A 22,790-nucleotide genomic window follows, 5' to 3' on the forward strand; every position below is an offset into this window, starting at 1 on the left:
GCCCGTCCGGCGCGGGGGGGGGGGGGGGGGGGGCGGGTGGCGTGGCCCGGGCGCCGCCCCCCCCCCCCCGCCCCCGGCGCGGGGCGGCGGCGGCGCGGGGGCGGGCCCCCCCCACGCCGCCCCCGACCCCGCCTGCCGGTGGCGTCGGCGAGGTGCTGCGCCACGAGGGCCTGTGGCCCGTCGGCGTCCGCGAGAGCGGCCGACAGTCCCGGGGGCAGCGTGATGGTGCCGCGCGCGAGCGACACGACGTCGACCCGCGCGCCGAGCGACGCGGCGAGGTCGGCGAGCCGGGCGTCGTCGTCGGCCGAGCGCAGGTCGACGAGCGCGGCCAGGACGTACCGCCGACGCGGCGCCAGCGCGTGCAGGGCGGTGATGGTGTTGAGCGCCGTCGCGCCGGTCGAGAGCTCGTCGTCGACCAGGACGAGGATCGTCGTGGCGTCCAGCAGCGGCCCGGGATCCTCGGGCAGCAGCCGGTGCGCGGTCGCGTGGCTGTGCTGTTCGTCGAAGCCCGCCACCGCCTGCACGGTCGCCACCGCGCGACGGGTCGAGTGCAGGCACGGCGCGTCGAGCGCCTCGGCGACGCAGTGCCCGAGCGCCGTCGCGGTCTCGGCGAAGCCGAGCACCACGGCGGGGGCGGGCTAGCCGCCGGCGAGCGCCGCGTGCACCGCCTCGCCGAGCGACCGGCCGGCCGCGCGGACGACGGCCGGCTCGGCGGGCACGTGCTTGCCGAGCACCCCGGACACCAGCAGGTGCGCGCGGCGCGGGTTGTCGCGCAGCGCCAGCCCGACCAGCGGCTGCACGGCCGGATCCAGCTGCACCCCCAGCCGCTCGCTCACCCAGCGGCTCGCGGGCCCGGTCACGGGTGCACGCACGCGGCGAGCAAGTCGACGAAGGAGACGCCCTCGTGCGCCACGCCGAAGGCCCGGGCGCGCAGCATGGTCCGCTCGGCCCAGGCGGTGTGCGGCTTGCTCTCGTTCATCTTGTTGCCGTAGCTGGACGCCGCCGCGCCACCGCCGCGCGCCGTGTCGAGCACCGACCGCGCATCGGCGTACTCCTCGTGCGCCACCACCGACAGCGCGTGCACCGGCGCGACGTGCGACGGATGGATCACCGTCTTGCCGAACAGGCCGTTGGCGCGGTCGAGGGTCAGCTCGTGGATGAAGCCGTCGAGATCCTTCGCGATGAGTTCGGCGCGCAGCCGGCGCTCGTCGTGCCGCCGGAACGGCGTCTCGCGCAGCATCGGCTTGAACAGCCGCTCGGTGGCCGAGTAGTACTCCCACACCGGGCCGGTGAGGGTGAAGCCGCCGTCGGCGCGGCCGAGCACGTTGACGAAGTCGGTGATCGCGTCGGCGATCACGCGCACGTGCCACACCGTGAGGTCGCGCGGACGGCGCAGCCCGTACACCGACGACAGGTCGGTCGCGCCGACCCGCACCGCCGGCACCATCTCGCGGTACTTGTCGAGCAATCGGCGCACGCCCAGCAGCGCGTCCAGCCGGGTCTCGGCATGCAGCAGCTCCGGCGCCTCGAGCACCGGCATCACCAGGAACCGCCGACCGGCGCGCTCACCGGCCGCGGCGATCTCGTCCAGGAAGTCGCTGCCCGTGTCCTCGACGAACTTCGGCACGACGAAGCCGGTGAGCAGGGCGGCCGCGTCGCCGAGACCCTCGACCAGCGGACGCACCTGCTCGGCCGACCGCACCCGGACGAAGATCATCGGCACGGCGTCGCCGCGCTCGGCGAGCAGGCGCAGCTGGGTCACGGCGTTGCGCTCGGCCTCGTCGAGCAGGGCGTCCGGCACGGCGTCCTCGAGGCAGACGACCATGCTCACCACCCCCTCCGCCGCGCGCCGGGCGATGTCCCGCGCGAGCGAGGGCCGGGTGGCCGGGCAGTAGAGGGTGCCGCCGAGGGCCGCCCCCACCAGGATCGGGTCGTCGAGCGCGACGTCCTCCGGGTCACGGAGGAACAGCCGCTGCCGGTCGTCGGCGCGCAGGTTGGCGAAGTGCCGCATGGCGCTGCATGGTGCCATGCCCGGATCACCGGTGGATGTGCGTGCACACCACTTCACGATCCCGACATCTCGCCGTCGCCCCGGCGTCGATCCTGATCACTCGGCCGGGGTGCGGTCGTCCCGCCACGTGATGCGCTCGAAACCGTAGGCGCGGCACGCCTCACGGATCGCCCCGCCGACGACCGTCTCCATCTCGGCCCGCACCCAGAGCTCGCCCGCCACGTTGGTGATCGACAGCAGCACCGCGATGCGCCCCGGGAACAGCGTCTCGAGCGGCAGGTCGGCCCGGGCGCCCGCGAAGGTGGTGGTCACCAGGGTGCCCGTCCAGGGGGCGTCGGCCCCGCTGGGCCGGAAGGCGTAGACGACGGCCCGGCGCAGGTCGCCCACCTGGCGCAGGTCGAACACGAGTTGCTCGTTGTCGACCTCGTCGCGGTGCGCGAGGATCACCGGCCGGCGCGCGGCGGACGGCGGCGCGAAGCGATGGCCCTCGGCGAGCTGCACGGTCGAACTCAGCCCCGACGCCAGCTCGTAGGCGCACCCGATGCGCAGGTCGTCGCTCGCGGTCACCGCGTCGACCGTCAGCTGCCCCACGCCGCTCTGCACCCGGGTCAGCGTCACCACCGGCCGCTGCACCCCGAGCACCTGCTGGCCGCGCAGCCGAGCCGCGGCCGGCACCCGACCGTCGGGCCGGGCCGGGCGACGGGGTCGCGCCGCCGGGGCGGCCGACGCGGCCGGGGCGGCCGGGGCGGCTGGCGACGCGCCACGATCACCGCGCCGGGAGACGACCGGACCCGATGCCGGCGGTGCGGGCGGGCCGACGGGCGGCCCCGAGAGGTCGAGCGAGGACGAGCCGGACCTCGTCGCCGGCGGCGGGCTCGCGGCCGGACGCCCCGGGGGTACGGCGGGCGGCGTGCCGGCGCGGCTGCGACCCGGCCGGTCGAAGGAGATCGTCGGGGTGTTCGGGGTCGCCGCCGGCCCTGATCGGGTCGCCGGGGCAGCAGGAGCAGGCGGCGTCTTCGGCCGCACGCGCCGCCGCAGGAACGGCAGGTCCGACCGGCGCGGCGCGAAGCGGGGGTTCCGCTCGCTCAGCCCGGCCATCGGCCCGCCCCGGTCGTCACGGGAGCCGTCACAGCGGCCGTCACAGCGGCAGCCCGTAGTCGGCGGCGATGCCGGCGAGCCCCATCGCGTAGCCCTGGCCGAGCACCTTGAACTTCCAGTCCGCGCCCCGCGACGGGTGGCGGTAGAGCTCGCCGAGCACGATCGCGGTCTCCGTCGCGAGTGAGCGGGCCAGTTCCTCCGAGCGCACCAGCTCGCGGTCGTCGGCGAGATCGAGCACCCGCAGCACGCACGAGCGCAGCTGGCCGAGCGTGCGGTGCTGGCCCGGCCCCTCGTTCACGTAGAGCACCGCGACGATGCGGTCGATGTCCGCGGGCACAGCGGCGAGGTCGACCTCGATCTGCTCGGCGTCGTCGCCGGCGGCCCTCTCGATCCGCTGCACCGAGGCGTCGCTCGACTGCAGCTGGTTGAAGAAGACGAAGTCCTCGTCGCTGCGGGCCCGGCCGTCGGCCCCGACGAGGATGACGGCGAAGACGAGGTTGTCGGCGAGTACGCGCTCGGCGCCGACCGAGTACTTCATGCCGAGCACCACGCCCGACAGCCCGGGGATCTCGCGGGTCAGGGCGACGTTCGCGCCGCGCTTCATCTCAGCCATGTCACGCCGACAGTAGCCACCGGCAGCGGCACGTCCCGATCACAGGTCGAGGTCCGACCGGGTGAACTTGGTGCGCAGGAACGAGCCCTGGCTGAGCAGCGCGTCGACGTCGTGCGCCTTGGTCGCCTCGAGCAGGTCGGTGGCGGCGCTCAGCAGGGCGTCGAGCTGCTCGCGCAGCGCCGCCCGGGGCGTGCGGCCGGTGGCCAGCGGCACCTCGACGACCGCCGGGTCGAGCGCGAGCCAGGTGCGCAGGGTGGTCGGCAGGTAGTCGCCGATCACCCCGTCGAGCTGGGCGACCGCGTGCGCCTCGAGCGTGCGCTCACCGGAGGTGTCGATCACCTCGCGCAGGGTGTCGGTGATCCGCCGGGCGAGCACGAGCGCCTCGGTCGGAAGCCGGCCGCTGCTGCGGTTGACGAACTGGACGAGTTCCCAGAGCCGCCGCAGCAGCGCCTCGGGCGCGTCCGGATCGGGGGCGGGTGGCTGGCCGGGCGGTGGGGGCGGCGGGTCGGCCGTCCCCCGGCGGAACCACGATGTCACTGGCCGCCGGGCAGCTGGCCGGGCAGCGTCTGGCCGTAGTCGGCCTCGCCCCGGCGTGTGCGCTCGAGATAAGGCTTCGCCCGCTCGATCTGCCCCTCGAGGGCCTGCACCGTCTGCGCCATCGAGTCGACGGCCTGCGTGCGGAAGGTGTCGATCGCGTCCATCGTCTGGAAGACGTTCTCGAAGGCCTGCTGCAGCTTCTGCACGTCGATGGTGGCCGACGACGCCTGCTCGTTGATCTGCGCACCCTGGATGCGCAGCTGGTTCGACGTCGCCTCGATGAGGTTGGACGTCGTCGTATTGAGCGCGCTGATCTGGTCGAGCACGAGCTTCTGCCGGCTCAGCGCCTGCGACACGATCACCGCGGTGCGCAGCGCGGAGATCGTCGTGGTCTGGGCGCGGTCGACGCCCTTGATCAGCTCGATGTTGTTCTTGCGGATCAGGTCGAGCGCCATGTAGCCCTGCACCGACACGGCGAGCTGGGTCATGATGTCCTGCCGCCGCTGCCGGATGGCGAACAGCGCGTCGGACTTCAGCGCGTTCGCCGCCTCGCTGTTGCCGGCGGCGTCGAGCTCGGCGACCTTCGCGGTGACCGCCTCGTCGAGGGCGGTGGCCAGCTGGTTGTACTCGCTGAGCTTGCCCATCGTCGTCCACATGTTGACCTTCTCGGTCTCGATGGCGGCGTTGTCCTTGCGCAGCTCGTCCTGGCCCGACTCGAGGGACTTGATGATCGCGTTGAGGTGCGACTGCGCCGACTCGTACTTGGCGAAGTAGCGCTGCACCTTGTCACCGCCCGGCAGCCACTTCAGCACCTTCTTGACCCCGCCGAGGTCGGCGCGGTTGGGGTCGAGCTCGGTGATCGTGCCGCGCAGGTCGACCAGGGTGTTCGCCACCCGGGTCTGGGCGTCGCCGCCCTGACCCTTCGCGCCCCGCAGCGCCGCGGCGGGACGGTCGAGCAGGCGGCTCGAGACCGCGGCGGACGCGCGCAGCTCCTTGTCGCCCATGGACGTGATCGTCTCGATCTTCTTCGCGAACTCCGGCGAGCGGTGGTCGATCGTCGCGAGCTCGTCGGCGAAGCCCTGGGCCCGCTGGGCGAGCTCGGCCTTCTTCGGATCGTCGATGGGCAGCGCGCCCGCCGCCTCCTCCTGCTTCACCAGCGGCACCGGCGCCGGCGGTGCGAGCACCAGACCGCCGGCGGGGGCGGCCGGTGCCGTGGCCGGCGCAACGGTGCTGGCGGAGAGATCGAGGTCGGACATGGCGACTCCTGGCAGACGGGACGGGCCGGTCAGAGATGGGGCGTGATGGCCGGCACCAGATCATGCAACGTGCGGTCGGACGCCGGGGTTCCGACCAGGTCCTCGAGCGGGCTCACTTCCGGCCCGGCGTCCAGTTCATGCCCCACCCGTAGGTCTGGTCGAGCAGGCGCTGGCCGCCGTTGATGTAGTTGACCTGCCGGTCGACCGACAGCGTGCCACCGCCGCCCTGCAGCATCGCGATCGCGCAGGTGCGGGCGCCGTCGCGCGGATCGTCCAGGTGGATCTCGATCTGGGGCCCCTGCGCGGGGAACAGCGTCACCACGCCCCGGGCGTCGGCCCAGTTCGCGGCGCCCTCGTAGATGAAGGCGAAGACCAGCACCCGCTTGACCTGGTCGGCGTACGCGAGGTCGATGAACAGGTTCTCGCCCTCCGTGTTGGCCCCGCTGCGGTCGTCCTTGTCGAGCCAGATGACCCGCCGGGACACCCCGCGGGGGCTCGCCTCGAACGAGTTGCCCAGCGCCTGCACGACACCCTTGCTGCCGTCGGCGAACTCGTACAGGCAGCCGAGGTCGAGGTCGAGCTGCTGGGTCTTGCGGAACAGCCCGCCCGCGGCCGGCCGGGCGTTCCAGTTCAGGTTCACCCGCAGCAGGCCGCCGCCCGCGTGCTTCTCGAGCGAGACGCGCGGTGCCGCCTTGGTGAGCGTGACCTTGCTCAGCGACACCGGTGCGGCCTGCGGCGCGGCCGGGGCCGGGGCGGCCGGGGGCGGCGGCGGGGCCGCCGGGGCGTAGCCCGGCGGCGGGGGCGGCGGCGGGTAGCCGTACCCGGCCGGAGCCGGCGGCGGCGGGTATCCGGGGCCCCCAGGAGGCGGGGGCGGTGGATACCCCTGGCCCGGCGGCGGTGGCGGTGGCGGCGGCGGGTACCCCTGGCCCGGCGGTGGCGGTGGCGGCGGCGGGTACCCCTGGCCCGGCGGGGGCGGTGGTGGCGGCGGCGGGTACCCCTGCGCGGGCGGCTGCGGCTCGGGCTCCGGCTGCGGGGTTCGCGGCCGCTTGGTGTAGTCGATGGGCACGTCGGGTCTCCTCTCGGGGGCGGCGGCGGGGTCAGACCCCGACGGCCGCGCGATCGGGTGTGTCGGCGGTGTCCAGCCTCTTGTTCCGGACGATGGACGACAGCAGCGCCAGGCCGATGAACGCGACGCCGATCAGGCCGGTCACCACCTCGGGCACCTCGTACTCGATGGTGATCAGCAGGATGACGGCCAGCGCGCCGATCGCCCAGAGGGCGCCGTGCTCGAGGTACACGTACTCGGACAGCGTCCCCTTCTTCACCAGGAAGACGGTGAGCGAGCGGATGAACATGGCGCCGATGCCGAGGCCGATCGCGATGATGATCGGGTCGGACGTGATCGCGAACGCGCCGACGACGCCGTCGAAGCTGAACGACGCGTCCAGCACCTCGAGATAGAGGAAGAGGAAGAACGCCGCCTTGCCGACGACGTGCATCGTCTTCTTCTTCTCCAGCGTCGCCGCGAGGTCCTCCTCGTCCTCGTCGTCGGCGTCGTCGGTGTCGAACAGCTCACCGAGGGCGTTGACGAGCAGGTACGTCGCGAGCCCCAGCACCCCGGCGACCAGCACGGTCGCCTTCCGGTGCGGGTCGGCCGTGTCGGCGTGCTCGGCCACCGTGTAGGCCGAGACGGTGAGCACGACCAGCGCGATGATCACCGAGAGCTGGTCGAGCCGGCCGATCTTCGCGAGCGGTCGTTCCAGCCACGACAGCCAGGTGATCTCGCGCTCCTCGAAGACGAAGTCGAGGAAGATCATGAGCAGGAACATCCCGCCGAAGGCGGCGATGGCCGGGTGCGCCTGGTGCAACAGGTAGCCGTAGGTGCCCGGCTTGTCAGGGTTCCCCTTGTCCAACGCCAGCCGGATCGCCTCGACCGGGCTGAGCTTGGCGGTGACGCCGACGATGAGCAGCGGGAACACCAGCCGCATGCCGAAGACGGCGATGAGCACGCCGACGGTGAGGAAGATCCGCTGCCAGAACGGGCTCATCCGCACCAGGACGGTGGCGTTGACGACCGCGTTGTCGAAGGAGAGCGAGACTTCGAGGACGGCGAGGATCGCGGTCAGGGCGAGCCCGGTGCCGCCGCCGTAGAGCCAGCCGACGATGAGGCCGACGACGGCGACGACGAACGAGCCTGCGAAGGTGCGGACGAACACGGAGGCGGCCCGCTCGTCAGGCGACGTTGACGCCGAAGTCCTGCGCGATGCCGCGCAGGCCCGAGCTGTACCCCTGCCCCACGGCGCGGAACTTCCAGTCGCCCTGGTTGCGGTACACCTCGCCGAAGATCATCGCTGTCTCGGACGACGCGTCCTCGGACAGGTCGTAACGGGTGATCTCGGCGTCGTTGGCCTGGTTCACCACGCGGATGTAGGCGTTGCGCACCTGCCCGAAGGACTGGCCGCGCGCCTCGGCGTCGTAGATCGAGACGGTGATGACGATCTTGTCGACCTCGGCCGGCACGCCGGCGAGGTTGACCTTGATGGTCTCGTCGTCACCCTCGCCCTCGCCCGTGAGGTTGTCGCCGGTGTGCTCGACCGAGCCGTCCGGGCTCACCAGGTTGTTGAAGAACACGAAGTGGCTGTCGGACAGGATCTTCCCGTTCGCCCCGATCATCAGCGCCGAGGCGTCGAGGTCGAAGTCGGCGCCGGTGGTCGTGCGGACGTCCCAGCCGAGCCCGACGAGGACGGCCGTCAGCCCCGGCGCCTCCTTGGTCAGCGAGACGTTGCCGCCCTTGGACAGCGAGACACTCATGGCTGGTTCCTTTCCTCAGACGTTGACGCCGAAATCGCGGGCGATGCCCGCGAGCCCGGCCGAGTAGCCCTGGCCGACCGCCCGGAACTTCCACTCGGCGCCGTTGCGGTACAGCTCGCCGAAGATCATCGCAGTCTCGGTCGACGCGTCCTCGGACAGGTCGTAGCGGGCCAGTTCGGCCTGCCCGGCCTGGTTGATGACGCGGATGAAGGCGTTGCGCACCTGACCGAAGGTCTGCCCGGCGTTGCCCGTGTCGTAGATCGAGACCGGGAAGACGACCTTGTCGACCTCCGGACCCATGGCGGCCAGGTTGACGTTGATCTGCTCGTCGTCACCCTCGCCCTCACCGGTCAGGTTGTCACCGGTGTGCTGCACCGTGCCGTCGGGACTGGTGAGGTTGTTGAAGAAGACGAAGTGCTGGTCGGACAGCACCCTGCCGTCCGCGCCACAGACGATCGCGCTGGCGTCGAGGTCGAAGGCCTGGCCGTCGGTCGTGCGCGCGTCCCAGCCGAGCCCGACGGTGACGGCGGTGAGGCCCGGTGCGGCCTTGGTGAGCGAGACGTTCCCGCCCTTGGTGAGGCTGACTCCCATGATGCGTCCTTCCCCGAACTGCGAGCTGTCGTGGGATCTCGTGTTTCCCGGTACAGCGCCGTAGCTTAGGGACACCCGCCGACGAAAAACGATGCCCGGACGCGGAACCGGCCAGGGATCGGCTGTGAGTGGGCGAGGAGTGCGGGCGTCAGGCCTCGACGATCGCCTTCGCACGCTCGAGGGTGCGCCGCATGCCCTCGACGTTCGTGCGCCCGCGCCAGCGGCCGGCGAGCGCCCAGTACAGCCGGGTCAGCGGGTGGTCGGCGAGACGGAAGAACTCGGTGACGTCGCACCCGGTCGGAGTCGGGGTGATGCGGTAGCCCCACGTGTTCACCGGACGGTTGCCTGCCAGCACGGTGAAGACGAACTCGCGGTCCGGCACCGCGGCGTCGACGCGGCACACCGTCCAGTAGACCGGGCCGCGGCCGTTGCGCTTCACGTGGCCGCGGAACCGGGCACCCGGCACCGGCCCGCTGGCGCCGTCGAGCCACTCGGCCTCGAACGTCTCGGGGCTCAACTCGCCGATCCGCGTGACGTCCGAGAGCAGGGCCCAGACCTTCGCCGGCTCGACGGCCATCGACACCGTCACCTCATCGCGCATGGCGCGACGGTAGCGGCAGGGTCAGGGGGCGACCGACTCGAGGCGCCCGCGCTGGTCGTGCGTCACGACCGCGACGTGCTGCAGCGACTCGCGCTGCTCGGCGTAGTGGTGCGCGCAGAAGGTCAGCGGCAGACCCGAGCGGATGATCGCCACGCGGACGAGCGCCTCGGCCCCGCACCGGTCGCACCGGTCGAGGCCGCGGACCAGCCCGGGCAGGGTCAGGTCGGGAAGGATGCTCATCGTCTACCTCTTCCGTGCGTCGGGCGGTGCGTCGAGCGGGCGGGTCGGGGTGGCGCCGCGGGCGTCAGGCGGCGAGCGACCGGACGGCCGAGTGCTCGAGGATGGCCTCGTGCAGGCGGTCGTAGGCCGCGGCGACCCACGCGTCGATGTGGGCCTGGCGCGCCGCGTGCAGCGCGCACTCGGCGCGGTACATGCGGTCGGCGGCGGCGGCGAGCCGGTCGGTCATCTCACCGGCGCCGGTACGGCTGGCGTTGTCGATGGTGTGCACGGCCCCTCCAAGAGCATGTGTGGTGCGTCACCGGAATGGATCGACCATCCCGAGCAGGACTTTACCCAGACCTCACGGGAAGTGAAGTCCTTGTTAGGCAAATGCGGCACAGAGTGTGCGGGTCGATGACGGAACGGCATCACCTGGGTGTCGGCTCTTCCCTCGCAGGCGGCGTGACGCTTTCATCTGGACACGCCTCAAGCCGCGAGGTCGGCCCTCTCGAACCACGACAGGACCCGGACACCCAGTGCCGACGACCCAGCCGCGGCCGGATGCCGCACACCCGACTCCCATCCGGATCGCGCTCATCGACGACCACCGTGCCGTCGCCGAGGCGATGGCCGACCGGCTCGGGCGGGAGGCCGACCTCGACGTGGTCGCCGTCTGCGTCGACGCCCGCTGCGCCGCCGACACCGTCGCGCGGCACGCACCGGCGGTGGTGCTCGTCGACTACGTGATGCCGTTCCTCGACGGGGCCTCGATCGCCGCCGAGATCCGCGCGCTGCAGCCGGAGGCCCGGGTGATCATGCTGACCTCCGAGTCGACGGACGAGGCGCTGCGGGCGGCGCTCGCGGCCGGTTGCGCGGGGTTCCTCGGCAAGGACGCCGGCATCGACGAGATCGTGTCGACCGTGCGCAGCGTCGCCGCGGGCGGCTCATCGTTCCCGAGCGGTGCGGTGGCGCGGCTGCTGCCGACCGTCGACGAGGACGCCGAGCACGGGTCGGATGCGGCCGACACGTTGACCGAGCGCGAACGCACCGTCCTCGAGCTCCTGGCCGAGGGCTGGGGCACCCGCGAGATCGCCGCCCACCTGGAGCTGTCGATCAACACGGTGCGCAACTACGTCCAGGCCGTCATCGGCAAGCTGCACGCGCACTCGAAGCTCGAGGCGGTGGCCACGGCGCTGCGCCAGGGGCTCGTGCAGGTGCACCACGGCGGGCGGCGGACCGACCGTTGAGCCGGGGCCGGCGGGCGCCGGTCAGGCGCAGAGCGCGTCCTGGACGGCGTCCACCAGGTCGCCGAAGCCGCGCGGCGAACCGCCCGGCACCGCCGGTGCAGCGACCGGACGCGGGCGCGGCCGGCACCGGCCGACGTACTCGCCGGTGTAGTAGACGACCGGGATGCGGCGCCGGTCGTCCAGCCGGCGGAGCGCCGCGAGCGCGATCGCGTCGGCGCAGGCAGCGGTGATCTCGGCGACCACCAGGTCGGGTCGGGCGTCGCCGAGCAGCTGCATGGCCGCGGCCGCGGTGTCGGCGCTGACCGTCCGGTGCCCGCAGGAGGCCAGTGCCGCCTCGATCGCGGTGCGGTGGGGCACGACGTCCTCGACGACCAGAACGATGGCCACGGGCTGCTCCCTGCTCGATCCGCCGGCGGTCGCCGACCGGACCAAACCTAGGAGCGGCGCAGGACCGGCCCGCAGGGCCGAACGAGGCGAACACCCCGGGGAACGACCCAGCGCGTGGGCGGTGCAGGTGCACCGGTCCGGCAGGGCCGGGTGTCAGCCGCCGTGGCGCGCGTGGGCCCAGCGGGACATCCGCCGCGCGGTGCGGGCGCCGGCCTGGGTGCCGTGGTGCACCGCGCCGTGCATCCGGTGCGGACGCCGGCGCAGCACGCCAGCGTAGCCGTGCGGATTGGCGACCTGCCAGCGCCACGCGTCGCGGCAGGCGTCGGCCAGCGAGCGCTCCGGGTGCCAACCGAGCCCCTCGGCCGCGGCCGACCGATCACCGACCCGCACCGCGAGGTCACCCGTGCGGGCCGGCGCGGCGACCGTCGGGACCGGGACGCCGGTGGTGCGCTCGAACACGTCGAGCACGTCGTGCACCGACCGGCCCTCCCCCGTCGCGAGCTCGTAGGCCCGCACGCCGGCCGCGGCGTCCGCCCGCTGCACGGCCAGCCGGACGGCGCGGGCGACGTCGGCCACGTGCACGTAGTCGCGCACGCCTGTGCCGTCGGGCGATGCGTGACCGGTGCCGTACACCGGCAGGTGCGGCAGCCATCCCGCCGCGGCCCGGGCGATGGCCGGCAGCAGCGCGAGCGGTGGCGGGCGGTTGTCGCCGATGACGCCGCTCGGGTCGGCGCCCACGACGTCGTGCATGTGCAGCACGGTGGCGTGCCAGCGCGGGTCGGCCCGCACGAGGTCGGCGAGCACGTCGAGGTCCATCGCCCGCGACCGCAGGGCCGGCCGTCCGGGCGGTGCCGCGGCGGCCGCCTCAGCACCAAGGACGAGCGTGCGCACGCCGACCGAGTCCATCGTCCGCAGCAGCGCGAGCACCGACTCGAGGTCGTTCTCGTAGCACTCGAGCACGTCGTCGGCCCGGTCGTCGGCACGACTCGGCGCGGCCAGGTGCACGACGGCGCGTACCTCGTGGCGCGCCAGCACCCGGCGCAGGGCGGGACGGTCGCGCACGTCCGCGACGTGCACGGCGATGCGTCCGCCGGTCAACCGGCCGACGCGCACCAGCGCCTCGGCGTCGCCCACCGACAGGTCGTCGACGACCACGACCGGCATCCCGGCCCGCGCCAGGTCGAGCACGACATGGCTGCCGACGTAGCCCGCTCCGCCGGTGACGAGGACGGTCACGTCCGTGCGGCGTCGACCGCTGTCAGCAGCGCCGCGTCCACGCGGGCTGCGAGCTCCCGCGGGCTGAACGGCTTGACGACGTAGTCGGTCGCGCCGGCGGCGAAGCCGCGCTGCAGATCGGCCTCCTGGGCCCGGGCGGTGAGCAGGATGATCGGCGTCGTCACGAAGTCGGGGTCCTGCCGCAGGGCGCTGCACACCTCGATGCCGGTCAGGCGCGGCATCATCCAGTCGACGAGGACCAGTTCGGGCGACAGGCGGCGCGCGGCCGCCAGACCCGCCTCGCCGTCGCTCTCGGACGTGACGTCGTGACCCATGCGGGCGAGCTTGAACGTGACGAGCTCGCGGATGTCCTGTTCGTCGTCGACGACGAGGATCCGGGCCATGAGTCGCTCCTACCCGCGCTCAGTGTGCCCTCGCGCATCCAACGGTTCGGCGTCCCCATCGGCACCCGGTCCGGCGATCTGAGGCGGGACCACCCGACGGGACCATCGGCCGTCCGAGCGGGCATCGCTCGCACCTGCTCATGCCCCGCGTCGCCGCCCACACTGGACGCATGGCCCCCGAACACGCCCTCGCCGCCCTGGCACCCGAGTGGGAGGTGCGCCGCGAGCACGCGGACGACCCCCGCGCCCGCTTCGTCGGTCACGCGGCCGCACTGCTCGGCGGCCGCGTGCTGACACCGCAGCAGCTCGACGAGCTGACCGGCTTCCTGAGCTTCACCGCCTACGCCGACGTGGTCGTCGACTACGACAGCATCGAGGGGTTCGCGTTCCGCCGGCGCGACCCGGCGCTGGACGCGCCCAGGGCCCTCGTCCGGCGGACGGCGAGCGCCTGACGCGCGGTCAGCGCAGCGCGACCGCCGACGCGGTGATCGGGGCGGGCAGCGCCGTCTCGCCCATGAGGTGGGCGTCGACCGCCGCTGCGGCCGCCCGACCCTCGGCGATCGCCCAGACGATGAGCGACTGGCCGCGCCCCATGTCACCCGCGACGAAGACGCCGTCGACGCTGGTGGCGAAGCGGTCGGTGCGCGCCACGTTCCCGCGGGCGTCGAGCTCGACGCCGAGGTCGGTGAGCAGGCCCGGACGCTCCGGCCCGACGAAGCCCATGGCCAGCAGCACCAGCTCGCAGGGCAGTTCGAACTCCGAGCCGGCGACCGGCTCGAAGCGGCCGTCGCGGAACTCGACCTGGTGACCGCGCAGAGCCGTCACCGCCCCGTCGACACCGACGAACTCGGTGGTGCTCGCGGCAAACAGCCGCTCGCCACCTTCCTCGTGCGCGGAGCTGACGCGGTACATCAGCGGGTAGGTCGGCCAGGGCGTCGAGTCGGCGCGGCTCTGCGGCGGACGCGGCATGATCTCGATCTGGTGCACCGACGCCGCGCCCTGCCGCAGGGCGGTGCCGAGGCAGTCGGCACCGGTGTCGCCGCCGCCGATGATCACGACATGCTTGCCGGCCGCGCTGATCGGTGTCTCGGCGAGGTCGCCCTCCTGCACGCGGTTGGCCAGCGGCAGGTACTCCATGGCCTGGTGGATGCCGGCCAGCCCGCGTCCCTGCACCGGCAGGTCGCGCGGGTCGGTCGAGCCGCCGGCGAGCACCACGGCGTCGAAGTCGGCGCGCAGCTGCTCGGCGGTGATGTCCACGCCCACGGTGACGCCGGTGCGGAAGGTCGTCCCCTCGGCACGCATCTGCTCGAGCCGGCGGTCGAGGTGGCGCTTCTCCATCTTGAACTCGGGGATGCCGTAGCGCAGCAGGCCGCCGAGGCGGTCGTCGCGCTCGAAGACGGTGACCGTGTGCCCTGCCCGCGTGAGCTGCTGCGCCGCAGCCAGGCCGGCCGGGCCCGAGCCGACGACGGCGACGGTGCGCCCGGTCTGCACGTCGGCGCGCACCGGGGTGACCCAGCCGTTGTCCCAGGCGTGATCGATGATCTCGGCCTCGACCTGCTTGATCGTCACGGGATCCTGGCTGATGCCGAGCACGCACGCCGCCTCGCACGGGGCGGGGCAGAGCTTCCCGGTGAATTCCGGGAAGTTGTTCGTCGCGTGCAGGCGGTCGATGGCCTCGCGCCAGTCGTCCTTGTAGACCAGGTCGTTCCACTCAGGGATGAGGTTTCCGAGCGGGCACCCCTGGTGGCAGAACGGGATGCCGCAGTCCATGCACCGGCTGGCCTGCGTGCGCAGGGTCTCGTCGGGGAGGTCCTCGTAGACCTCCTTCCAGTCCCGCAGACGCACGGGCACCGGTCGCCGGGTCGGCGTGATGCGGGTGGGGTGCTTGAGGAAACCGGTCTTGTCGCCCAAGGCTCGCTGCACTCTCAAGGTCGTCGGGTACTCGGCGATGCCGGCACGAAGCCGGCGTCGACGATCCAGCGGCATTGCTGCGATCGGGCCGATCCAGGGTCAGGCACAGTCTACAAGCGCTCAGGTCGCAACTTCGCCGGCCGATGGGACGATGACGATTCGTCCGGTTCAACCGCAAAGGTTCACGTCGAAAGGTGGGTCCGCATGCGTCTGCGGCGTCGTTGGTCCGCACTGCTGCTCGTCCCCGCGCTGGTCGCCGCCGCCCTCACCGCGACCTCGGTCGCCGGCGGCACCGCGCCCGCGGCCGCGGCGAGCGTGCCGAACCCGACCGACCCGCTGCGCGGCCCGCACTGGGGCGTCTACACGGGCAACACCGACAACATCTGGCCGGCCTACACCGCGGCCACCGGCACCACCCGCACGCTGCTCGGCAGGATCGCGCTGCGCCCGCGGGTGCGCTGGTTCGGGTCGTGGTCGACCACCGACAGCATCGCGGACATGATCCACCAGTACGTCCTGAACGCGCAGCACGGCGATCCGAACACCCTCGTCCAGCTGGCGATCTTCCGGCTCTGGCCGTACGGCGAGGGCGCGGCGAACCGGGCGTGGAGCGCCGCCGACCAGGCCGCGTACCGCGGCTGGATCGACGCCGCCGCCCGCGGCATCGGCGGCAGCAGGGTCGCGATCATCCTCGAGCCGGACGAGGGCGTGGCGCTGCCGGGCTGGCGTCCGGACGTCAAGGAGGCGCTCGTGCGCTACGCCGCTTGGCGGTTCGCGGCGCTCCCCCGCGCCACCACCTATCTCGAGGCGAGCGCACCCGACTGGCTGCGCATCCCGCAGGCCGTCGCGATGCTGAAGGCCAGCGGCATCCAGTACGTGCGCGGCTTCGCGCTCAACGCGACGCACTACGACACCACGGCGGCCAACGTGCGCTACGGACGCAACCTGGTCATCGCCCTGCACGACGCCGGGGTCGCGTGGAAGCACTTCGTGGTGAACACCGCCGACAACGGGCGCGGCTTCACCTGGCAGCAGTACTGGGCGGCGCACCCGCACGGCGACTTCGACAACGCCGAGACGTGCACCAGCCGCACGCAACAGCGGTGCGTGACGCTGGGCGTCCCGCCCACCACGGACGTCGCGAACCCGCGCTGGGGCCTGCCGTCGACCGTCGCCGGCTGGGCGGCCAAGTGGTGCGACGGCTACCTCTGGTACGGCCGGCCGTGGCTGGTGCGCCAGGCCGCGCCGTGGGACCAGCGCCGCGCCCTGGCGGTGGCGAGCACGACGCCGTACTGACCCCGCGGGCCGGCACCCCTACTGCTGGGGGCGTCCCAGCGCCGACGCCTCGGCCAGGATCGCCTCGGTCGGGCGCGGCGGCGTGCGGCCGTCGCGCAGCCCGCGGCGCAGCCCCGACCACAGCGTCGGGCGGTCGTGGCTGCGGGCCAGCGTGCGGGCCCACCGCCGCAGCGTCGAGCCGCCGTAGACCAGCCGCTCCCACCGGGCGAGCGCGTCGCTGTAGCGGAACAGCCACACCTTGTTACGCACCTCGTAGTAGAAGCGCGCCCCGGGGTCGACGTCGGTCGAGCCGAAGGTGGCCGTCTTGTGCACCACCACGCTGTCGGGGCAGAGCACGCCGGTGCCGTCGCGGATGAGCCGGGCGGTGTACTCGAAGTCGTCGTTCCAGAGGAAGTAGTCGGCGACCGGCAGCCCGCGCTCGCGGATGACCTCGGCGTCGAACAGCGCCGACACGAACGACGCGCTGCGGATCGGCACCCCGCGGGCCAGTTCCGCGGCGACCCGCAGGCGGCGCGGGGCGAACGGTCGCGGGCGCGGGGTGTTCATCGGATGCGGCCGGCCGTCGGTCCAGACGACCCGGCTGGCGAGCACCGCAGGTCGCGGCAGCGGGTGCACCTCGCGGGCCCGCAGCAGCGCGGCGAGGGCGTCGGGTTCGGGCACGGTGTCGTCGTCCATGACCCACACCAGGGCGGCCCGGTCGGCGAGCGCGGCGGCGATACCGGCCGCGAACCCGCCGGCGCCGCCGGTGTTCGCGCTCATCGTGACGAGCCGGACGTCGGGGTGCTCGGTGCGCACGAGGTCGGCGGTGCCGTCGGTCGAGGCGTTGTCGACGACGATGATCACGTCCGGACGGCGGGTCTGTGCGGCCACCGCCGCCAGTGCCTCGGTGAGCAGCGCGCGCCGGTTGTAGGTCACGACGACGGCGGCGACACGATCGGTGGTCATACGCCCCGTCCCGCGAGCTGACGGGCGGTCTGCCTGGCCCGTGGCGGCAGCAGCGAGGCGGCCACCGGCGTCACCGGACGTCCGAGCGCTGTGCCCTCGCCCGCAACCGCCGTGCCGTGTTCACCGTGTGCCAGTAGCCCCGGCGCAGCCGGTGCAGCGCCGGGCTGCGCTGGCTCAGCGCGATGAGCGCCGCCTTCACCGTCGGCGTGTTGCTCGGGCGCGGTTCCTCGGTGGTACCGGGCCGCTGCACGCCCTCGACCTCGGCGCGCTCGACCAGCAGGGCGTCGATCGCGTCGATGGCGGCCTCGAGCAACTGCTCGGCGGTGGCGTCGGCAGGTCGCGGACGCGGACCGGTGACCGGCCTCGGCAGGAGGTCCTCCAGGTCGCCGACGACGCGGTAGCCGCCGCGCTGCAGGCCCTCGACGACGATCTCGCCCTGCTCGCGCGCCCACTTGTCACGCGACTCGGGCAGTTCGAGCCGCGACGACGACGCGCCCGCGCGGTTCGCGAGCGCGTCGTGGGCCAGCAGGTCCTTCACGAACCGCTGGTAGAACCAGTCGGGCACCTGCTCGGGCAGGGTGAGGTTGATGCGCCGGATCACCTCGGTCTCGGTGAGCCCGAGCGAGGCGTTGCTGCGCGCGAGGGAGGTGTCGAGCGCGCCGGGCGGCAGGCCGGTGACCTGGCAGAACCGCTCCCACAGCAGCCCGCGGGGCGCGCCCCGGTGCGGCACCGTGATGACGTGCAGGTGGTCGAGCGGCACGTGCTGCCGCCACACGTCGAGGACCGCGAGGGTGTCGTGGACGCGCCAGAACCAGTACTTGCGGCGGTCCGGCGAGAGCGCCTCGTGATCGATGACGTCGCCGAGCCAGTCCTCCCAGCCCCGGCCGTTGCGGTGCTTGACCGTCTCCTGCCACTCGGCCGGCAGCAGCGTGCCCATGTCACGCACGGTCAGGATGACGTGCAGGTCGGCGGCGTCGAGGGACGCGACCGCGCGGCCGGCCTGCTCGCCGTCCAGGGCCGCGAACAGCTCGTGGCTGATGACCGCGGCCTTCGGGGCGCGCAGCGCCTGCCGGGCGAGGCGGTCCCAGCTGCCGTGGAAGCCGCCGGCCGGGTCGTTCGGCAGCGGGACGACGCCGCGGAGGTCCTGCGCCGCCTTCCAGTGCGCGACCGGCCGGGCACCCGGGAGCATGAAGCCGTGATGCGCCAGTTCGGACCGGTTGCGCCACAGCACCTGCTGCAGGAACGTCGTGCCGGTCTTCGGCTCGCCGACGTGCAGGAACACCGTCGGTGTGGGCACGGACGACAAGCCACCACTGGTCACAGCAGTCACACCTCCCACACGCCGTTCGGCAGCACCGCCCCGCGAAGATCCCTCGTCCGGGGTGTCTCACGCTAGCGGATGCCCCTGGCGACGCGGCTCGCGCTGCACGACCGGATCGGCCGGACGGGGTACCCTCGGAAGGTCCGACGCACCTCCTGCCGCCGAGTCCGGAGCCCTTCTTGCCCGAGCCGTTCGCACTGCTGCTGCCAGTCTGCGACAGCGACTCGGAGCAGTTCCTCACCCGCGCCTTCACCAGTGCGGTGGTCGACCAGACCCTGCGTCCGGACGAGGTCGTGCTGGTGCGCGACGGCGCGGTGCACGCGTCCCTGCAGCAGACCATCGACACGCTGCGCGCGCAGAGCCCGGTGCCGGTGAAGTACGTGCCGCTCCCCCACAACGGCGGTCTCGGCCGGGCGCTCGACGCCGGCCTGGAGGCGAGCTCGTACGACGTCGTGGCCCGCATGGATGCCGACGACGTCTCGATGCCCCACCGCTTCGCCGTGCAGCTGCCCCTCATCGCCGAGGCCGACATCCTCGGCGCGGCGCTGCTCGAGTTCGGCACCGACATCGACGACATCGTCGGCAAGCGGGTGCCGCCGACGCAGCCGGACGAGATCCGCGCCTACGCCCGGCTGCACGACCCGTTCAACCACCCGACGGTGGTCTACCGGCGGCAGGCGGTCCTCGCGTCCGGCGGCTACGGCGACCTGCCGCTCATGGAGGACTACTGGCTGTTCGCGCGCATGCTCGCCGACGGCGCGGAGCCGCTGAACGTGGCGGAGCCACTGCTCTACTACCGTGTCGGGGCGGGCGCCTACCAGCGCCGCGGCGGCACCACCCTGCTGCAGTCGGAGCTGCAGCTGCAGCGGCTGATGCGCAACGGGGGCATCACCACCCCGGCGCAGTACGCCCGCAACCTGATGGTGCGGGGCAGCTACCGGCTCGTGCCGTGGCAGCTGCGGCGTGCGGTGTACCGGCGGGTCTTCGTGAGCCGCCACGACCACCCCGCGGCGGCGGCCGAACCGCCGACGCCGCCCGAGCGCCCCGAACACCCCGACCGACCGGACCGACCCACCGTGGGAGCAGCAGCGTGACATCCGACATCGTGATCGTCGGGTCGGGATTCTTCGGGCTGACGATCGCGGAGCGGTGTGCCCGCGAACTCGGCCTCAACGTGCGCGTCATCGAGCGCCGCGACCACCTCGGCGGCAACGCCTACAGCGAACCCGAGCCGCAGACCGGCATCGAGATCCACCGCTACGGCGCGCACCTGTTCCACACCTCGAACGAGCGGGTGTGGAAGTACGCCAACCGGTTCACGACCTTCACCGGCTACCAGCACCGGGTGTTCTCGAACTACGAGGACCAGATCTACGCGCTGCCGATCAACCTCGGCACGGTGTGCAGCTTCTTCGGCAAGGCGATGACGCCGGACGAGGCGCGCGCGCTGATCCGCGAGCAGGCCGGCGAGATCGACACCGCCGAGGCGACCAACCTCGAGGAGAAGGCGATCTCGCTCATCGGCCGCCCGCTCTACGAGGCCTTCATCAAGGGCTACACGGCCAAGCAGTGGCAGACCGACCCGCGCGAGCTGCCCGCCGAGATCATCACGCGGCTGCCGGTGCGCTACACGTTCGACAACCGCTACTTCGCCGACACGCACGAGGGGCTGCCGACCGACGGCTACACCGCGTGGCTCGAGCGGATGGCCGACCACCCGAAGATCTCGATCGAGCTCGGCGTCGACTTCCTCGAGCACCGCGACGAGCTGGTCGGCTCGGTGCCGGTCGTCTACACCGGCCCGATCGACGCCTACTTCGACTTCGTCGAGGGCGACCTCGGCTGGCGCACGCTCGACTTCGAGCTCGAGGTGCTCGACACCGGCGACTTCCAGGGCACCTCGGTGATGAACTACGCCGGCGAGGACGTCCCGTTCACCCGCATCCACGAGTTCCGGCACTTCCACCCCGAGCGCAGCAGCTACCCCACCGACCGCACGGTGATCATGCGCGAGTTCTCGCGGTTCGCCGGCCACGACGACGAGCCGTACTACCCCGTCGACACGGCCACCGACCGCGAGCGGCTGCTGAAGTACCGCGCGCTGGCCAAGCGTGAGCCGAACGTGTTGTTCGGCGGCCGGCTGGGCACCTACAAGTACCTGGACATGCACATGGCCATCGCCTCCGCGCTGACCATGTTCGACAACACCCTGCGTCCGCACTTCGAGGCGGGCGCCGACCTGACAGGAGACGACGCGTGACGGTCGAGGCCGCTGGCCCGGGGGCGGACACGACCGGCACCGGGGGGCGCGCGCTGCGCACCCTCGCGCGCGTCGTGCTGCCGGGCAACGCCGATCTCGACGTCGTGCCGCTCTACGTCGAGACGAAGATCGAGCGCGGCGCCTCTGCGGCGGCCGCGGAGGAGAGCGGGCACGGCGAGACGGCCGAGGACGAGGGCGGCGTGCGGCACGCCGCCGCCGTCGAGCAGCAGTCCGAGGTGCAGTACGGCGTGGGCGCGCGGGGCATGGGCGACATCGCCGGCCGTCGCAGCGCCGAGATCCACGCCGGGTCGCGGGTCTCGTTCGGCACCTACTTCAACGCCTTCCCGGCCGGCTACTGGCGTCGGTGGACGGTGCTCGAGGAGGTCGTGCTGCGGGCGCAGCTGACCGGCACCGGCACGCTGGTCGTGTACCGCTCGACCGCGTCGGGCCACAGCTACCCGGTCGAGTCGCTGCCGATCGACGGTCCGACCGACATCGAGCTGGCGCTGCCGCTGGACAAGTTCGTCGACGGCGGCTGGTACTGGTTCGACGTCGCCGCCGGACGCACCGGCGCCACGCTGGTGCAGGCCGAGTGGGCCGCCCGCACCGACCGCCTGACCCCGGGCCGCCTCAGCATCGGCATCACGACGTTCAACCGCACCGAGATGTGCGTGCGCGGCCTGGCCGTGCTGGCCCAGTCGCCCGACCTGCTCGAGGTGCTCGACCACATCTACGTCGTCGACCAGGGCACGCAGAAGGTCAGCGAGCACCCCGACTACGCGATGGCGACCAAGCCGTTCGAGGACCGGCTGCGGCTCATCGAGCAGGGCAACCTGGGCGGCTCGGGCGGCTTCGCCCGCGCCATGGACGAGACGGTGCAGGCAGGACGCAGCGACTACGTCCTGCTGCTCGACGACGACGTCGAGACCGAGCCCGAGAGCATGCTGCGCGCGATCGCGTTCGCCGACCACGCCCGTCGGCCGACGATCGTCGGCGGGCACATGTTCAGCCTCTACAACCGCAGCGTGCTGCACGCCTTCGGCGAGTGGGTGCAGCCGTACAACTGGTGGTGGGGCGCCGCGCCGTACACGCGCACCCAGCACGACTTCGGCCGCCGCAACCTGCGCAACACCGCCTGGCTGCACCAGCGCATCGACGTCGACTACAACGGCTGGTGGATGTGCATGATCCCCACCGCGGCCGTGCGCGAACTGGGGCTGTCGCTGCCGGTCTTCATCAAGTGGGACGACGCCGAGTACGGCCTGCGGGCCAAGGAGGCCGGCGTCCCGACCGTGTCGCTGCCGGGCATGGCCGTCTGGCACGTGCCGTGGCAGGACAAGAACGACGCGCTCGACTGGCAGGCGTACTACCACCTTCGCAACCGGCTCGTCGCCGCGCTGCTCCACTCGCCCTACCCGCGCGGCGGGTCGGTGGTCACCGAGAACCTCGAGTTCCAGTTCCGGCACGTGTTGTCGATGCAGTACTCGACCGCCGAGATGCGGCTGATGGCCATCGAGGACGTGCTGTCCGGCCCCGACCACCTGCACCGCGACCTGCCGCGCAAGCTCGGTGAGTTGCGCACCCTGCGCAAGCGCTACGACGACGCCACGACGCAGGTCGACCAGGAGCACTTCCCCCGCGTCGTGCGCAAGAAGCCGCCGAAGCGCGGCCGCGAGCCCGAGCCGCCGAAGAACCCGGTGTCGCTGGTCGTCAAGGCCGCGATCGCCGCGGTCAAGCAGCTGCGGCCGGTCGAGCCCGCCGACCTCGAGCACCCGCAGGCGATCGTCCCGAGTCAGCGCGCCGAGTGGTGGGTGCTCGCCGGCCTCGACGGCGCCCTCGTGTCCTCGGCCGACGGCACCGGCACGGCCTGGTACAAGCGCGACCCGCGCCAGTTCCGCGAGCTGATGAAGCGCAGCTCGGCGCTGCACAGCCGGCTGCTGCGCGAGTGGCCGCAGCTGGCCGAGCAGTACCGCGCTGCCGCGGGCGAGTTCACCTCGCCCGAGCGCTGGCGCGAGACGTTCCGCGCGTCGACCTCCTGACGCATCCGCCCCGCTGCGCCCGCGCCGC

Annotated in this window: 24 protein-coding genes and 1 pseudogene; 6 read left to right on the forward strand and 19 right to left on the reverse strand. The window is 72.8% G+C overall.

Annotation, left to right across the window (positions count from 1 at the left end; translation table 11 throughout):
* The 13 genes and pseudogenes from ACTHMS_RS02985 to ACTHMS_RS03045 all read right to left on the reverse strand — a co-directional run.
* Window positions 1-872: pseudogene (locus ACTHMS_RS02985) on the reverse strand (phosphoribosyltransferase domain-containing protein); the annotation flags it as partial.
* Window positions 857-2,011: an HpcH/HpaI aldolase/citrate lyase family protein gene (locus ACTHMS_RS02990; RefSeq protein WP_440305189.1), complete on the reverse strand. Its 1,155-nt coding sequence runs from the start codon at window positions 2,009-2,011 to the stop codon at window positions 857-859. The gene ACTHMS_RS02990 and the pseudogene ACTHMS_RS02985, both read right to left, overlap by 16 nt.
* A gap of 96 nt (window positions 2,012-2,107) precedes the next feature.
* Window positions 2,108-2,686 (reverse strand): hypothetical protein, encoded by a 579-nt coding sequence (locus tag ACTHMS_RS02995; RefSeq protein WP_440305190.1) that lies wholly within the window; start codon window positions 2,684-2,686, stop codon window positions 2,108-2,110.
* Window positions 2,687-3,149: 463 nt separating this feature from the next.
* Window positions 3,150-3,722, reverse strand: coding sequence for a TerD family protein (locus ACTHMS_RS03000; RefSeq protein WP_440305191.1), 573 nt, complete (start codon window positions 3,720-3,722; stop codon window positions 3,150-3,152).
* A 39-nt stretch (window positions 3,723-3,761) separates the two neighbouring features.
* On the reverse strand, window positions 3,762-4,259 hold the full coding sequence (locus tag ACTHMS_RS03005; protein WP_440305192.1) for a hypothetical protein: 498 nt from the start codon (window positions 4,257-4,259) through the stop codon (window positions 3,762-3,764).
* A complete protein-coding gene (locus ACTHMS_RS03010; protein ID WP_440305193.1) occupies window positions 4,256-5,515 on the reverse strand; it encodes a toxic anion resistance protein in 1,260 nt (419 codons plus the stop codon). Before ACTHMS_RS03010 ends, ACTHMS_RS03005 begins: the two co-directional genes overlap by 4 nt.
* 112 nt (window positions 5,516-5,627) lie before the next feature.
* Window positions 5,628-6,581: a TerD family protein gene (locus ACTHMS_RS03015; protein WP_440305194.1), complete on the reverse strand. Its 954-nt coding sequence runs from the start codon at window positions 6,579-6,581 to the stop codon at window positions 5,628-5,630.
* Between the two features lie 31 nt (window positions 6,582-6,612).
* On the reverse strand, window positions 6,613-7,731 hold the full coding sequence (locus tag ACTHMS_RS03020; protein WP_440305195.1) for a DUF475 domain-containing protein: 1,119 nt from the start codon (window positions 7,729-7,731) through the stop codon (window positions 6,613-6,615).
* A gap of 16 nt (window positions 7,732-7,747) precedes the next feature.
* Window positions 7,748-8,326, reverse strand: coding sequence for a TerD family protein (locus ACTHMS_RS03025; protein WP_440305196.1), 579 nt, complete (start codon window positions 8,324-8,326; stop codon window positions 7,748-7,750).
* 15 nt (window positions 8,327-8,341) lie between these two features.
* Window positions 8,342-8,917 carry a TerD family protein gene (locus tag ACTHMS_RS03030; protein ID WP_440305197.1) on the reverse strand — a complete coding sequence of 192 codons (576 nt, stop codon included), beginning with the start codon at window positions 8,915-8,917 and terminating at the stop codon, window positions 8,342-8,344.
* A gap of 148 nt (window positions 8,918-9,065) precedes the next feature.
* Window positions 9,066-9,518: an SRPBCC family protein gene (locus tag ACTHMS_RS03035; protein WP_440305198.1), complete on the reverse strand. Its 453-nt coding sequence runs from the start codon at window positions 9,516-9,518 to the stop codon at window positions 9,066-9,068.
* 21 nt (window positions 9,519-9,539) lie between these two features.
* Complete coding sequence (locus tag ACTHMS_RS03040) at window positions 9,540-9,758, reverse strand: DUF7455 domain-containing protein (protein WP_440305199.1); 219 nt, start codon at window positions 9,756-9,758, stop codon at window positions 9,540-9,542.
* Window positions 9,759-9,822: 64 nt separating this feature from the next.
* Window positions 9,823-10,026 (reverse strand): hypothetical protein, encoded by a 204-nt coding sequence (locus tag ACTHMS_RS03045; protein ID WP_440305200.1) that lies wholly within the window; start codon window positions 10,024-10,026, stop codon window positions 9,823-9,825.
* 247 nt (window positions 10,027-10,273) lie between these two features.
* Here ACTHMS_RS03045 and ACTHMS_RS03050 point away from each other — a divergent pair, with 247 nt between their 5' ends.
* Window positions 10,274-10,984, forward strand: coding sequence for a response regulator (locus tag ACTHMS_RS03050; RefSeq protein WP_440305201.1), 711 nt, complete (start codon window positions 10,274-10,276; stop codon window positions 10,982-10,984).
* A gap of 21 nt (window positions 10,985-11,005) precedes the next feature.
* On the opposite strand, the gene ACTHMS_RS03055 is transcribed toward ACTHMS_RS03050, so the two are convergent.
* The 3 genes from ACTHMS_RS03055 to ACTHMS_RS03065 all read right to left on the reverse strand — a co-directional run bounded on the left by ACTHMS_RS03055 (window position 11,006) and on the right by ACTHMS_RS03065 (window position 12,990).
* The gene (locus ACTHMS_RS03055) at window positions 11,006-11,371 is read right to left on the reverse strand and encodes a hypothetical protein (RefSeq protein ID WP_440305202.1); all 366 of its coding nucleotides are present in this window, start codon (window positions 11,369-11,371) and stop codon (window positions 11,006-11,008) included.
* A 153-nt stretch (window positions 11,372-11,524) separates the two neighbouring features.
* On the reverse strand, window positions 11,525-12,607 hold the full coding sequence (locus ACTHMS_RS03060; protein ID WP_440305203.1) for an NAD-dependent epimerase/dehydratase family protein: 1,083 nt from the start codon (window positions 12,605-12,607) through the stop codon (window positions 11,525-11,527).
* Window positions 12,604-12,990 (reverse strand): response regulator transcription factor, encoded by a 387-nt coding sequence (locus ACTHMS_RS03065; protein ID WP_440305204.1) that lies wholly within the window; start codon window positions 12,988-12,990, stop codon window positions 12,604-12,606. Before ACTHMS_RS03065 ends, ACTHMS_RS03060 begins: the two co-directional genes overlap by 4 nt.
* A 170-nt stretch (window positions 12,991-13,160) precedes the next feature.
* Between ACTHMS_RS03065 and ACTHMS_RS03070 the strand changes: the two genes are divergently transcribed.
* Window positions 13,161-13,442 carry a hypothetical protein gene (locus ACTHMS_RS03070; protein WP_440305205.1) on the forward strand — a complete coding sequence of 94 codons (282 nt, stop codon included), beginning with the start codon at window positions 13,161-13,163 and terminating at the stop codon, window positions 13,440-13,442.
* A gap of 7 nt (window positions 13,443-13,449) precedes the next feature.
* Here the strand turns inward: ACTHMS_RS03070 and ACTHMS_RS03075 are convergent, their stop codons facing one another.
* Complete coding sequence (locus ACTHMS_RS03075) at window positions 13,450-14,901, reverse strand: glutamate synthase subunit beta (RefSeq protein ID WP_440305206.1); 1,452 nt, start codon at window positions 14,899-14,901, stop codon at window positions 13,450-13,452.
* A gap of 204 nt (window positions 14,902-15,105) precedes the next feature.
* Between ACTHMS_RS03075 and ACTHMS_RS03080 the strand changes: the two genes are divergently transcribed.
* Window positions 15,106-16,197: a glycoside hydrolase family 6 protein gene (locus tag ACTHMS_RS03080; RefSeq protein ID WP_440305207.1), complete on the forward strand. Its 1,092-nt coding sequence runs from the start codon at window positions 15,106-15,108 to the stop codon at window positions 16,195-16,197.
* 18 nt (window positions 16,198-16,215) lie between these two features.
* Here ACTHMS_RS03080 and ACTHMS_RS03085 read toward each other — a convergent pair whose 3' ends face one another.
* Both ACTHMS_RS03085 and ACTHMS_RS03090 read right to left on the reverse strand, forming a co-directional pair.
* On the reverse strand, window positions 16,216-17,142 hold the full coding sequence (locus tag ACTHMS_RS03085) for a glycosyltransferase (RefSeq protein ID WP_440305208.1): 927 nt from the start codon (window positions 17,140-17,142) through the stop codon (window positions 16,216-16,218).
* Between the two features lie 70 nt (window positions 17,143-17,212).
* On the reverse strand, window positions 17,213-18,439 hold the full coding sequence (locus ACTHMS_RS03090) for a hypothetical protein (RefSeq protein ID WP_440305209.1): 1,227 nt from the start codon (window positions 18,437-18,439) through the stop codon (window positions 17,213-17,215).
* Window positions 18,440-18,642: 203 nt separating this feature from the next.
* On the opposite strand from ACTHMS_RS03090, the gene ACTHMS_RS03095 reads away from it, so the two are divergent.
* The 3 genes from ACTHMS_RS03095 to ACTHMS_RS03105 are packed head-to-tail and all read left to right on the forward strand — an operon-like array spanning window position 18,643 to window position 22,762.
* Window positions 18,643-19,557: a glycosyltransferase gene (locus ACTHMS_RS03095; RefSeq protein WP_440305210.1), complete on the forward strand. Its 915-nt coding sequence runs from the start codon at window positions 18,643-18,645 to the stop codon at window positions 19,555-19,557.
* Entirely contained in the window at window positions 19,554-20,723 is a 1,170-nt protein-coding gene (gene glf, locus ACTHMS_RS03100) for a UDP-galactopyranose mutase (protein ID WP_440305211.1), read from the forward strand. The genes ACTHMS_RS03095 and glf overlap by 4 nt, the downstream gene beginning before the upstream one ends.
* Entirely contained in the window at window positions 20,720-22,762 is a 2,043-nt protein-coding gene (locus ACTHMS_RS03105; protein WP_440305212.1) for a glycosyltransferase, read from the forward strand. Before glf ends, ACTHMS_RS03105 begins: the two co-directional genes overlap by 4 nt.
* The last annotated feature ends 28 nt before the right edge of the window (window positions 22,763-22,790 follow it).

Source organism: Jatrophihabitans sp. (genome assembly GCF_051960575.1).
Taxonomy (GTDB): domain Bacteria; phylum Actinomycetota; class Actinomycetes; order Mycobacteriales; family Jatrophihabitantaceae; genus JBQCEE01.

Coding starts and splice junctions, on each gene's coding strand:
- ACTHMS_RS03010 (WP_440305193.1), bottom strand. CDS start 5,515: ATGTCCGACCTCGATCTCTCCGCCAGCACCGTTGCGCCGGCCACGGCA.
- ACTHMS_RS03065 (WP_440305204.1), bottom strand. CDS start 12,990: ATGGCCCGGATCCTCGTCGTCGACGACGAACAGGACATCCGCGAGCTC.
- ACTHMS_RS03085 (WP_440305208.1), bottom strand. CDS start 17,142: ATGACCACCGATCGTGTCGCCGCCGTCGTCGTGACCTACAACCGGCGC.
- ACTHMS_RS03040 (WP_440305199.1), bottom strand. CDS start 9,758: ATGAGCATCCTTCCCGACCTGACCCTGCCCGGGCTGGTCCGCGGCCTC.
- ACTHMS_RS03070 (WP_440305205.1), top strand. CDS start 13,161: ATGGCCCCCGAACACGCCCTCGCCGCCCTGGCACCCGAGTGGGAGGTG.
- ACTHMS_RS03025 (WP_440305196.1), bottom strand. CDS start 8,326: ATGAGTGTCTCGCTGTCCAAGGGCGGCAACGTCTCGCTGACCAAGGAG.
- ACTHMS_RS03030 (WP_440305197.1), bottom strand. CDS start 8,917: ATGGGAGTCAGCCTCACCAAGGGCGGGAACGTCTCGCTCACCAAGGCC.
- ACTHMS_RS03035 (WP_440305198.1), bottom strand. CDS start 9,518: ATGCGCGATGAGGTGACGGTGTCGATGGCCGTCGAGCCGGCGAAGGTC.
- ACTHMS_RS03000 (WP_440305191.1), bottom strand. CDS start 3,722: ATGGCTGAGATGAAGCGCGGCGCGAACGTCGCCCTGACCCGCGAGATC.
- ACTHMS_RS03080 (WP_440305207.1), top strand. CDS start 15,106: ATGCGTCTGCGGCGTCGTTGGTCCGCACTGCTGCTCGTCCCCGCGCTG.
- ACTHMS_RS02990 (WP_440305189.1), bottom strand. CDS start 2,011: ATGCGGCACTTCGCCAACCTGCGCGCCGACGACCGGCAGCGGCTGTTC.